At 58.7% G+C, this 11,895-nt stretch carries 7 protein-coding genes; 2 read left to right on the top strand and 5 right to left on the bottom strand.

The features are described from left to right. Positions 1-153 precede the first annotated feature (153 nt). Together AC27E8_RS00200 and AC27E8_RS00195 are read left to right on the top strand one after the other, a co-directional pair. On the top strand, positions 154-1,398 hold the full coding sequence (locus AC27E8_RS00200; protein ID WP_487098941.1) for a hypothetical protein: 1,245 nt from the start codon (positions 154-156) through the stop codon (positions 1,396-1,398). A gap of 63 nt (positions 1,399-1,461) precedes the next feature. Next, positions 1,462-2,823 (top strand): FtsK/SpoIIIE domain-containing protein, encoded by a 1,362-nt coding sequence (locus AC27E8_RS00195; protein WP_487098940.1) that lies wholly within the window; start codon positions 1,462-1,464, stop codon positions 2,821-2,823. Between the two features lie 43 nt (positions 2,824-2,866). Here the strand turns inward: AC27E8_RS00195 and AC27E8_RS00190 are convergent, their stop codons facing one another. From AC27E8_RS00190 to AC27E8_RS00170, 5 genes are all read right to left on the bottom strand, one after another. Next, entirely contained in the window at positions 2,867-3,328 is a 462-nt protein-coding gene (locus AC27E8_RS00190) for a MarR family winged helix-turn-helix transcriptional regulator (protein ID WP_304459277.1), read from the bottom strand. Positions 3,329-3,374: 46 nt separating this feature from the next. Continuing rightward, positions 3,375-5,537 (bottom strand): efflux RND transporter periplasmic adaptor subunit, encoded by a 2,163-nt coding sequence (locus tag AC27E8_RS00185; protein WP_487098939.1) that lies wholly within the window; start codon positions 5,535-5,537, stop codon positions 3,375-3,377. Positions 5,538-5,568: 31 nt separating this feature from the next. Beyond that, a complete protein-coding gene (locus AC27E8_RS00180; protein ID WP_487098942.1) occupies positions 5,569-7,149 on the bottom strand; it encodes a DHA2 family efflux MFS transporter permease subunit in 1,581 nt (526 codons plus the stop codon). Between the two features lie 24 nt (positions 7,150-7,173). Further along, the gene (locus AC27E8_RS00175; RefSeq protein ID WP_304459275.1) at positions 7,174-7,830 is read right to left on the bottom strand and encodes an HlyD family secretion protein; all 657 of its coding nucleotides are present in this window, start codon (positions 7,828-7,830) and stop codon (positions 7,174-7,176) included. 253 nt (positions 7,831-8,083) lie between these two features. After that, positions 8,084-11,815, bottom strand: coding sequence for a beta strand repeat-containing protein (locus tag AC27E8_RS00170; RefSeq protein WP_487098938.1), 3,732 nt, complete (start codon positions 11,813-11,815; stop codon positions 8,084-8,086). Positions 11,816-11,895: the final 80 nt, after the last annotated feature.

The following is an 11,895-nucleotide window of genomic DNA, read 5'->3' as shown; positions in this document are numbered from 1 at the left end:
GCCCAGGCGGACGGCCGGCGGAGGTTGGGGGACCGGAGCCGGCCGGACGCCTGGGCCAAGCCCATCGCAGAGGAATGAGCAACGTGGTGCGGTGAGTAACACGCACCCTTGTAAATACGCACCTTTTTCTGGAATGCAGAGGGGGAATGGACGTTGATCCTGTCCAACCCTGACATGATTGTAGCGCATTTGTGGGTCGAAGACCACACGGTGGTCTTTGGCGAATTCATTCGGACCCTTCAAAGGTTCCGAGACAACCAGGCGCCCGACGGCCAAGCCCTTCCTGGATATGGCCTGCATCTTGTCTATGATGCCGCGGCCTCCTCGGGACGATGGCTCGCCTTTCGCAGCTGGGCCCGGGAAGCGGAAGACATAGGCATTCGCTGGCGAGTGTACGAAACCGAGCCGCCGCGCAAGGCACATTTGTGGCCGTTCGAAGTGATCCTCGGCAGCATGGAGCTTTGGGCGAGGCCGTTTCACGCCTGGTGGCAAGACGTCATGCGAACCTTGCGATGGATCGCGGACGCGCCGCACATGTTGTACACGTCAGACGGCGAATGGGGCGTGCGTTCTCGCGTGAGTCGACTCGACTGGGCAATCGACAGCGACGAATGGACCTTTGCCCCAGAAGACTTGCCACGGCTTGTGACACGATCTCGGATCGTGGATCAACACGAATACGAGGTCGAATGGCTCGAGTATGTCCAAGAGATGCCGGAAATCTCGCATGCGGTGAATCGGCAGTTTACGGGATTCTCGTTTGGGCGCCCGCCCATCCATGCGAGGATTTACGATAAACACCATGAACTGTTCTCGAGCCGAAAGTCTGCGAAGGCGAAATTCTTCTTGCGCTTATGGGAGCAAAACGGCTGGACCGGCGCACCCGTATGGCGCGCGGAAATCGAACTCCGCCGTGAGGTGTTTCACCAGCTCCGCCACGGTACGCGGACCTTCGCGGAAATGGAAGTCGATGAAGTGGTGACACATTTCCCGAAATTCCTCCGATACTGGTTTCTCCAGTGGTTGTCCCTCCGACAACCGACGGAGGATCTGAACCGCTCACGTTGGCCATGGGACCCGATGTGGCAACACGTGATCGAATCGGTGATCGAAGATTCGGAGTCCTTCGAACGCGTTTTGCCAGGCCCAGCGTTTGATGTCAAAACCATGGCCCGGCAGCAACAAACGCTATTGGCCAAGTGGGCGTTGGTCCGTGGGCTGTCTCCGGAAGCCTGCATCACCGATGCGTATCTGGAACACCTCGCGGAGGCCTTGGGGTGTTCGGCCATGGAATTTCTCCTGGCAACGGAGAAAGAAATGCGATTGCTCGCAGGTCGTCACGGAGTGCGCCCTTCTGTGTCGCAATCTATTCAAGCCCAAGCGGAGCTTGTGCCATAAGGACAAGTTCCTGTCCTGCATCTCCCTTGGGGGATGAAATGAATACAGAAGAAGGTGAAGGTCATGAGCATGAACACGCGTTCTTCGGACTTGGAGCAATTGATGGATCTCGTCGCGGATTTCTTTCGATGGGCCTGGCGGGAGTTGCGCCGTCACCCGATTCTGTTCTTGGCCACTGTGATCGGTGTCGTATTCTGCACACGTCACGCATATGAAGCGTATCGGATGCGTAGTCACGTCGCGCAGGGTCTCGAACGGGATCTTTGGATAGCATGGCTTGTCGCCATTTTTGCGGTTCTCGTAGCGTATTTCGCTTGGACCAACTGGATCGACCGTAACCATGTGATTGTCGACGCTTCCTCCTTCGAGGAGGCGCTGCGACGCGCAGACCTCTGGGACAACCCGCGCTACAGGCGCCCGACCCTGGTTCGAGTGAAAGAGCGCACCAACGGTGACGTAGAGCTTATTGTGGCAGGGCTCCCGGCTTCCATCTGGCAACAACCCGAGATCGCCGTTCCCTTCTGCGCCTCGTTTGGCGTCGAGCGATTCCGCTCGGTGACCCAGGACCCGAAGCGCCGCGACCGTGTGCATCTTGTGCTCGCTTCCGGTTCGCTGGACCAGGTCGTCAAGGCGGCCAGTCGCGAACCAGGCACGCGGCGACTGCCTAAACCTAGGGTCAAGCGCGATCGCGACGACGAAGAGCCGCACCCGGGAGCTCGCATGTCGTTTCTCCTCGGTTATGGCCATGACGGGAAGGTATTCTGGCGCCTTCCCATCTGGCCGCATCTCCTGATCGCAGGAAGCACTGGCAGCGGGAAATCGACGCTCATACGCCTGATCATGGAGCAGGCCCTCGAAGGGGGCTGGCTTGTCTACCTGGTCGACCCCAAGGGCGGCGTCGACTATCTGGAACTCCTTCCTCGGCTCGCGGAGCCCATGAAGGAATTTCCGCAGGACGCACTGCCGCTTCTTGAAGCGCTCTGGACGACCCACCGCGAACGGCTCATCAAGCTCAAGGAAGCGGGCGCCTCGTCGCTTCGGGAAGCGCAGGAACGCGGCTTCTTGCTCGAGGAGAAACCGATCCTTCTCGTCGTGGATGAGCTCTCGATTTTTACGTCGAGCACGGGTGGCAAGGATGAGAAAGACATCCGCAACCGCGCGCATGCGTACCTCGAGCGATTTGCCTTGGCCTCACGCGCGACGGGCATTGTGCTCTTGCTCTCGGCGCAGTATCCGACGGCCGAAATTCTCGGTTCCCAGATTCGCCAACAGGTTTGGCGCATCTGCGGACGCGTGGATGACGAGATCGCATCCAGGACCATCCTCGGCGTCCCCGGCGCGGAGAAACTCCCACCCGACAAACCCGGGCGGTTCTTGTACGTCGAGCACGGCGAACTGAAGGAGTTCCAAGTCATACGACACTGAATAGAAGTGGCCTCGGCGGAACATTCCGCGAGGCCGCTTTCGTTTAGAGCTTTTCGTCGTCTTTTGGTACCCAGGCGGAGACCGGACGCGATGTACGCAAGTGGAGCGTGAGAGTTTCTTGTAAACTCCTCAAGATACGTTCCAACGATGCGTATTCCGACGCATCTCGCGTACATTGTTGAACAATGAACGTAAACGCGCGCTCCACGCGCGTCATCTCCGCCTGGCCTTGTTCGGTGATGACAATATGCACCACACGCCGATCACTCTGGTCTTCGCTCCGCTGGATCCAGCCCCTCTTCTCGAGCCGTGAGAGCATAATGGTCACGGCGCTCGGCGTGACGCCCAGATGATCGGCAAGGTCCATGGTTCGCGTCGCGATGTTGCGCCGAACCAAGTCCATGAGCACATATTGCCCTGGCGTGAGCGAACAAAAGGGCTGCAAAAAGGCGGAATGTACCAGGAGATACGTGGTCACCGCAAGGGTACGCGCGAGCGGTTCCACGAACCTCTCCTCATGTTCCCGAGCGAAGCCCGGGATCTGGCTCGATTCAATTCTCGTCTTCTTGCCCATTTCGCCCAACGATGAATGCTCCTTCGCCAAGAACGATCTGGTCCCCAGACTGCAGGTCCCCGCTCACCACGTCCTGATAGCCGTTCACAGGCGTGTAGGAGACCGGGACAAATTCAACATGCGGCGGCAATCCGGCTTGAGCCGAACTTTTCGCATGCGGTTTGTACACGAAGACGCCTTCTTGGCCATTCCACGACTGGATGGCAATGCTCGGGATGATAAACTGGGATTTCACTTGCCCCAGATTGACCGTCACTTGCCCCGTCATGCCGTTTTTCAGATTCGCCGGCGGCTGATTGACAATGGCCTCCACTTCGTAGCTGTCCCCGTTGTTTTGAATCGGCGTGGGATCCACCCGGAAGATCGTGGCCCGAAGCGTGGACGAAAGTCCTGGCACGGTCATGGTGACCTGCTGCCCTGCATGCACTTCGCTCAATTGATCCACGGAGACCGGGAAGACCACCTCATACACCTGGGTGTCGATGACAAACGCCGTTTGCCCGGGTTGCACCGTGTCGCCGACCTCGATGTCCTTCGCAGCGATCACGCCGCTGACAGGCGCGCGAAGGGTCATGTAGCTTTCATTGAGCTCGGCCTGTTGCAACTGAGCTTGGGCTGCCTGCTCCTGCGCCGAAGCCGCCTGCAACTGAGCCTGCGCCGCGTCCTGGGATCCTAACGCTTCCTGCAGTCCGCCTTGAGCCGATTGTAACCCAGCAATCTCCGCTTGGAGCTTCGAATTGGCGGCCTGGACACCCGCCTGCGCATTTTGTACACCCGCATTGGCCGTCTGAATCCCAGCTTGGGCCGACTGCAAGGAGCCCTGGTCAGGCGGCTGAACCACTTCTTGATACTGCGCCTTGGCTGTCGCCAGGTTCGCTTTCGCGGCATTCAGCTGTGCAAGCGCCTGATCCACCGCAGTTTGCTCAGCCGTCCGGTCGTTGTACGCCTGCTCAGCCGCTTGAAGCGCGCTCTGCGCCGCTTGATATTGCGCTTGAGCGTTGGCGACCGCCGTTTGCGCCGTCTGAAGCTGAGACTGAGCCTGGGCTAGTTGAGCTTGCGCTGCGCTGTAGGCCTGTTTCGCGTTTTGCAACTCTTCGTATCCTTGCTCGAGCCCCTGATAGATGGCTTCGTAGCTTTGTACTTCCTCCGCATATGGGTTGTTGGCCGTCCCGAACTGCTGTTGATACGCGTTGTAGTTCGACAAGGCGTTTTGGTAGTTCTGGTAGGCTTGTTGTACCTGTTGCTCGGTGATGGAGCCGTCCTTCTGCTCCGCGTTGTTCAGTTGGGTCTGCGCGATCTGCAAGTTCTGCTCGGCGGTCTGTTCCGCCTGCTGCGCGGCGGCAATGTTCGCTTGCTGGTTTTGTTCAGCGGTCTGCAGAGCGACTTTGGCTTGGTTATACGCGTTTTGCGCCGCGACCAGCTGCTGATACGCCTGGGTGCGATCATTGTACGCCGCAAGCGCGTCCTCATACTCCTTTTGCGCGCTTTCCACCGCAACTTCGGCGGCCTGGACGTTTTGCTCCGCGACCGCTTTTTCCGCCGCTGTTGGGCCCTCGGTTACTTTGGTGAGTCCCGCTTTCGCTTGGTTCAATTGACCTTCGGCTTCATTGACACCCGCTTGCGCTTGCGTGATGCCCGCTTGCGCCGCGTTCACGCCCGCCTTGGCCTGCCCCACATTGCCCTCCGCCGTGAGCAAGCCGCCGCCCGCTTCCACCATGGAAGCTCGAGCTTCAGCGACCGCAGCGACCGCTTGTTCGTAGGTGGCCCGGGCCTGGTCCACGGCGAGCTTGGTACTGGAATCATCTAATTGCGCAAGGATTTGTCCAGCCTTGACGTGTTGACCGACCTGGACGTCGATTTGCGCCACGCGCCCGCCTGGCCCCTGAAAGCTCGCCTGCACCTCGGTTTTGCTCTCAATGGTCCCTTGCGTCACGAGCGTCGGCGAAGCGCTCGCTGGATGGAGGGTGTACAGATCGTTTGTCGGCAGCATGGTCGCTGCCTGCGACGCGCGCGCGCTGAGAACGCCGATCGTGGTCCCGAGAACCACGACCACCGCGGCGGCTACACCCGCCACGACCTTCGCGTTGGGCCTTCTTCCACTCGGAATTTCTTCTCGAATCGGCGGTTGAGTGCTCATCATGGGAAACCCCCTTACCGTTCAAGTGTTCAGCTTAATCCATCGCGGGCGATACCCGCGGATTGGACGACCGACGTTGCGGCGATTGCCCGATCGGATAGATGAAGAGCACCACAATCCAAGCGGCAATGGCAAGCAGCGTCGAGACCATGAACGTGTCGTTCATGCCGAGGACAAACGCATTGGCCTGCAAGTTGTCGGTGATTTGAAGCATCGCTTGCGCATGAGCTTGCGTTTGCGACATGCCTTGCGCCAAGTAGTGGGCGGTCGCCTGGGACAACTGTAAAGTACGAGGACTGCCCGGATCATATTGCGAAGCAAGCTGGGCCTCGCGAATGGTTTCACGCTTCGTCATGTACACGGTCATGACGGCCGTCCCAAGTCCCGAAGCGACATTTCGAATGGTGTTGGTCAACGCGGCCGCTTGCCCCGCCAACATGGGGTTTTTCGACACCACCGCCGTGGTCCCGGCCGTCATGATGGGCATCATGGCGATGCCCATGGCGAGGCTTCGCACGATGTAGAGCAACTGAATGTGTGCGCCTGTCGAGTCGGTGGTTAAGAACGTGAACGCGTAGGTTGAAACCGCAAGGATTCCGATGCCAAGGAGCCCGAGTGGTCGTGCGCCGATCTTGTCGAACAACCGACCGCTGATCGGCATCACGAGCGCGCTGACCAAGGCGCCGGGCGTCACAAAGAGTCCTGTGCGCAGCGCGCTGTAGCCGCGAATGTTCTGGAGATAAAGCGGCATGAGGAAGATGCCGACGAACAGCGCCACGCTCAGAATCGAGACCACGATCAAGCTCATGGCGTACGTGTACGTCGTGAGCAAGCGCAGCTGGAGCAAGGGCCGCTCCGCCCGAAGCTCCGTGATCACGAACAAGAGGAGCGACACCACTCCGATGGCCAACGCCACGCGAACCTGCGTCGACCCCCATCCGTGATCCGGCACGTTGTTGAAGCCGTAGAGCAAGCTAAAGAACCCAATGGTCGAAAACGTCAACCCCCACACGTCGAGTTTGAAGGATGAGGAGGTCGGCAAGTCGTCCATGTACGGAATCGCCAAGAGGAGCGCCACGATCCCGATCGGGACGTTGACAAAGAAGATCCACCGCCATGAGGAATACTCCACGAAGTACCCGCTGATGAGCGGTCCAAACGCAGGCGCGCCCATGATCGTAATGCCGAATACGCCCATGATGGACCCGATCCGTTGCGGCGGGAAGGTCCGATAGATCACGGTCTGCGCAACCGGCTGGAGCAATCCACCGCCAATGCCTTGGAGAATTCGAAAGAAAATGATCGAGGGCAAGTTCCACGCGAGTCCACAGAGGGCCGAACCCGCCGTGAAGACCACAAGCGCAAAGAGAAAGAGCCGCTTGGGACCAAGCGTATCAATGAGCCAACCTGAGGTTGGCACAATGACACCGGTGACCAGCATGTACCCGGTCAACACCCATTGAATGTCACTCGTATTGGTGTTGAGCGCAACTTCCATCTTCGGAATGGCCACGTTCACGACACTCGTATCGAGCACCGCCATGAACGTGCCCATGAGCACGATGACCAATTGAAGATACGGAGATGACCGGTGTTGGGTCGGGGTCGAGCTCACAGCATCCAATCCCTTCATCTCCCGTCATGAGTTCTTCACAATGTGGACGGTGACATCCATCCCCGGTACAATGGGTTCGACAGGATATGTAGTAAAGTCAATGGTCACGGGGATCACCTGAGTGACTTTGGTGAAGTTCGCGTTGTCGCTGGTCGATGGAATTTCGGACAAGGCGCTGGCTGTGGAAAGACCGATTCTCGCCACCACGCCTTCAAAGGTCTGGCCCGGATAAGCGTCAATGTCGATTTTCACTTTCTGACCGACATGGACTTCGCGAATCAAGGTCTCTTTCACATTGGCGGTGACGTAAAGATTGTGTAAGTCATACGCATACGCCATGGGTGTCCCCGCGACCACCTCTTCTCCGTCGGCCACGTCACGCTGAACGATGGAGACATTTCCCGGCGATTCCACGGGCACATCCGACATGGCATTCCCCGATTGCTCTTCAATATCCCCGATGACGGCGCCGGGCGTCAGGGTCGCGCCCACGTACCCTTCCCAATTGACGACCTTCCCGCTTGCAGGCGCTTCGATGACATACTGGAATCCATCCACGTAAGCGTCGTCCGTGGTCAAGTACTGACTCGATTCGTACCAGTAGTACCCTCCTCCTGCGAGCGCGGCCGCGATGACCACGCCAAGTCCCACTTGCAACGAACGTTTCACGGCTGGTTTCATACGCTCCACTCGTCACCTCTCTTGTGCTGCGGCTCGTCGACGCGTCGGTTATCCAGGCTTAATGATTCCGCAGCCCAATTGTTTAGCAGGCATGACACCTGCATAAGCATATCTCTTCTCTGAAGAACATGTCAACTGAACACATAGAGAGGGAATACGACCATGTTATGCTAGCCAACCAGAGGTGAAAAAAGAAAAAGAGCCGACAGCCCCAGATGGGGCCATCGACTCTCGTCTAATGAGCAATAGCTCATTAGTAAGTGATGGTGCAAGTATTGTTGCTCGAAGTCACACTCGACACTGTAGCAGTCACCGTGTCGGTACCCGAGCCCGAGGACGGAGCCGTATAGGTCACACTCGCCTGGCCGCTAGCGTTCGTCGTTGCAGAAGCAGCGCTGAGCGTTCCCGCAGCACCAGACTCAAGCGCGAAGTTAACGGTCACGCCACTCACTGGGTTGCCATACGCATCTGTCACAGTCGCCGTGACAGTCTGGCTCTTGCCGTTAGTAACCGTCGCGGTAGTCGGCGAAACAGTAAGCTGCGAAGCAGATGCCGGATTCACCGTCAACGTGGCAGTACCCAAGACATTCTGACCAGCCGCATCACTGCTCACAGTGATAGTCTCGTTGTTACCGGCCATCGTTGGTGTCACCGATACCGCATAAGCCCCTGTGGAAGACGTGGTCGTCGAGACATAATTGTTCGACCCACTCTTGATACCAGCACCAGATAGATACACAGTCACATTGGACACCGGGTTACCATTCGCATCAGTGACCGTGCCATAGACGATCACTGGGTTGCCCGCGGTGACAGAGGTTTGGCTCAGATTAACAGTCGCCTTAGCCGCGGAGCCAACAGCCACTGTAAATGTACCAGACGCCTCGACTGCGCCGTTCAGCACATACTGCACTGTATACGTCCCCGGTGTCAACCCACTCGGGATGGACAAGGTAGCCTGGTTGTTCGAACCGCTCGGCGTCGTCGATGTGACACCCGAGACCACCGTGCCGCTCGAGTTCACCACCTGATAGCTACCACCCGTGATGTTGACGTTTGATGTCGACACCGTCAAGGTACCACCGCTGATATCATTCGCACTGCCTGCGATTGTTACAGTGCCGCTACCTGTTGGCACACTTGTCGTCGCACTCGACGAGAAGCTAATGGAACCAAGCTCCTGCGTCGGCTGATACGTCGTCCCGCTGACCGTATTCGTCGGGCTCGTCGGTTGCGCCGTGCCGGACTCAATCACCAGTGCCTCTTGCGCAGCCGCCGAATCACCCTTCGCAGGCCATGTCCAGAAGCTCAGGCTACCCGACGTAGATGCCGGCGCGGATGCCAACGTGCCAGGGGTCGTGCCGTTAGACGACGGCGCCACATAATAGGTCGTACCGTTCGACAGCGTCAGGCTGACCTGGCCATTCGAGTTCGTATATACGTCAAGCATATTGGGCATTGCCGAGTTCCAAGCCACCACACCCGAGATGTTGACGGTGCTGTAGCCCAGACCCGACTGCGGTCCGCCCACCGGAATCGGCGTCGGCTCGCTCGCATAGCTCGCCTGCGAAGTGGTGCCCATGTTCTCCGTCTGGTCAAGCGCAACGCCGTTGACCTGCGTGATCCATGCCAACGGAGACGAACCGTTTTGCGCCAGGTAGATCGGCACTTCCGAGTTCGAGACCGGGTTGCCCTGGTCGTCTTCCACCGTCAAGGTCACCGTCTGCTGCGCCCCCGGCGTCATCGTCGCTGAGATCGGGCTCAGGTTCTGCACGTAGGTCGGCTGGCCACCCGTGAACGTGTACTGCGCTGTCGCCGTCACGCCACCCGACTGGATGGTGAGCGTCGTCGCACCAGTGTTGCCATTGTACACAACCACACCGAAGTCCGGGTTGCCCGTTTGCGTAATCGAACCGCTCTGACCAGGCACCGTAATGGTATAGGTGTTGGTCGACGCATTGTACGTCTCTTCCACCGTCACCGAGGCAAGGCCCGGGTTCGATGCGTTGATCGGCAGAATCGTCTTGCCGCTCGCATCCGTGATGGCAGCCACTGTACCGCCATTGTTCACCGTCAGCGTGTACGTCAGGTTCTGACCCATGAGCGGATCGCCTGCAGCGTTCTGCGGATCCACAAAGACCGCACCCGCATCCGAGTGGTTCGCTGCGCTCAGGCCGCTAATCGACGTGTACGTGTTCGCTTGCGCAGCCGAATCCGTACCCGCGACGCTAATGTAATCGAGGGTCGTGCTCGTTGCGAACGTAATCGTTCCGCTCTTCAGCGGCGTCGAGCTGGTCACCACACCATTGGACACCGGATAGATGCTGAAGGTCGCAGTCGAATTGTCACTCGTATCCGTGACCTGGAAGCTAAAGTTCCCGTTCGAGTCCGCTGTAATCAGGAGACCCGTGCTCGAATTCGCTGCGGTACCTTTCGCCACCGGAACATAGCTGCTCGACCCGCTACCGGACACATTCCCGACATCCGGGAAGTCCACAAGCGTCGTCTTTCCGTTCGACGTGGTCGCATAGCCGAAGTCACCGCTGTTCGTCAGGTCGTTACCGACCACGAGAACTTGCGCGTTCGGAAGCGGATTGCCCGCCGCGTTCACCAACTGCCCGGACACCGTCACATACTGACCCGCCTGCACCGAGGTCGACGAAATCGAGTAATTCGCGATGTTCGCCGCCGTGCTAGCCGGTGCGAAGTAGATGTACGTCGGGCTCGGGTTGTTAATACCGAGACCCGTCGGCATCTGCGCCGAGACTTCCACCGTCTCGTTGTTCGAGTCATTCAGCCAAGCCTCAGCAATACCGGACGAATTTGTCGTCACCTGGATGGTCTGTCCAAGGTCAGCTCCCGACGAGTTCGTGAAGTACGCGCCGCCCGTCGTCGTCAGCGTCACCAGCACATTCGACTGCGGCTGACCTGCGCTATTGGGCGGAACCACAACCGTGATCGGCACCGCGGTGCCCATCGTCGCGCCAAACGGCTGGTTCTGTCCCGCATACGGCGTAATTGCAGCCTCATCGTTACCCACAAACGTCACATACGCAGGCTGGCTGGTGATCGCCGTGTTGTTGCTGCCCGCATACGGCGCAGTCGCAACGACCTCATATGCATAGGTCTGACCCGCCGGACCTTGCACCTTGATGGTCGCGACGCCGTTGTTGTCGGTGTAGACCGTGTACGCCTCATAACTCGAGTTCGACGTACCCGAGATCACCGTGCCGCTCGAGTTCATCACCGTCGGCAGAACGCTCGGCGCATTGCCGTACTCGGAGAACTCAAACTGCACAGCCGTGTTCGGAACCGGGTTGCCATTGGCGTCCGTAAGCGTCGTCGACAGCGTGAGCGTCTGGTTGTTCAGCGCCACAGCCGGATTCGACGCCGAACCTGTGCCCGTACCACCCGACACCGTAATCGCGCTCAGGCTCGAGCCCGCGGTGTTCTGCGCGGTGGTAATGTTCAGGCCGGTCTGCCCACTGAACGACCCGTGAATCCCAAGCGCCGTCAAGATGTTGTCAATGTAGTAAATCGGCATGTAGGTCGTGACCGGACCACCCGCCGGATCCTTAGCAGCCTGGGTGTTAAACATCTTAATCGCGGTGCCATTCAGGGTCACCGTCGTGTTGCCGGTGCCCACGCCACCCGCGACTTGGACGTTCGCCGCGTTCACGTTGGAATCCGTGAGCGCCCAGGTGTGGGTCACACCATTCCAAGTCGACTGGATGCCAATCTTCGCGAGCGCCTGGCTGAAGTAGTAGATCGGGAAATACCCCGTCTTGTTGCCCGAGTCGATCCCCACCATCTCATAGGGGTTCGACAAAACCTGGCCATTGACCACAATCGGCAGCTGGCCAGCTGGCGTCAGACCGCTTGTGGACGTTGCCGCAAACGCCATCGGGCTAATCGCACCCAGAACAATCGCAGCTGAAGCAATGCCACTCAGTGTGCGTTTCAAGTCCCCTTGTTGATCACCCATCCCTTTCCTTCCCTTACGTTGGACATGCCTATCCCCATGCGCCTTCGCATCCTCTCCCAAATCCTGATCTTGACGCATGC

The organism is Alicyclobacillus sp. CIJ1, from assembly GCF_057538885.1.
This window is presented reverse-complemented; position numbering and strand designations above follow the sequence as displayed.